The 578-nt window shown below is 42.9% G+C and carries 1 pseudogene; it reads right to left on the reverse strand.

Features of this window, described 5'->3' with window-relative positions:
- Nucleotides 1-246 (reverse strand): annotated as a pseudogene (locus R7040_RS28495) (amidohydrolase); the annotation flags it as partial.
- Between the last annotated feature and the right edge of the window lie 332 nt (nucleotides 247-578).

Below are 578 nucleotides of genomic sequence, written 5' to 3' on the forward strand. Positions count from 1 at the left end.
GAACTTGTGTTCCATCGCTCCATCTTTGCTGCCGACATAAATGATTTTCTCGCCTAATGTCGCGACGGCTTCGGCGTACTCTGGCTTATCGCCTGCCATGGTTAGGATGTCGCCACCATAATAAATTTTGTCTGCGGCGGTTACTTTGAGTGGCTCGGCGACGGCTTCTACTTCTTTCGCTTCTTCAGAAAAACACCCCGTTAAAGCAAGCCCAGATAGGGCAATAGGGATCCAGTTTTTGTTCATCGGTCATCTCCATACAGAGTAAGTTTTTTGCCTATTGCTCCCATCTCAATGAGTTTGAGAACTCAATAGGTCACATTCACTTTAGTTCATATTGAAGGAGGATTATCAACAAGATTAAAGACTTTCAATCAAGCGCAAGTTATACCTATCGATGAATATCAAAAATGTTACCTTTTCCCATTTCATAAACGTTTCTGGACTTGGGCAATGTGACCCATAACGAGGTTCTGTGGTTAAAAAGTCGGCATGATAAGTCCACGATTTATCTCGATGACGCTCAAGGAAGAACATGAAAGACGAAACGCTATCCATCCATTTTGGTTACGAAACTG

Source organism: Vibrio sp. 1069 (assembly GCF_033340555.1).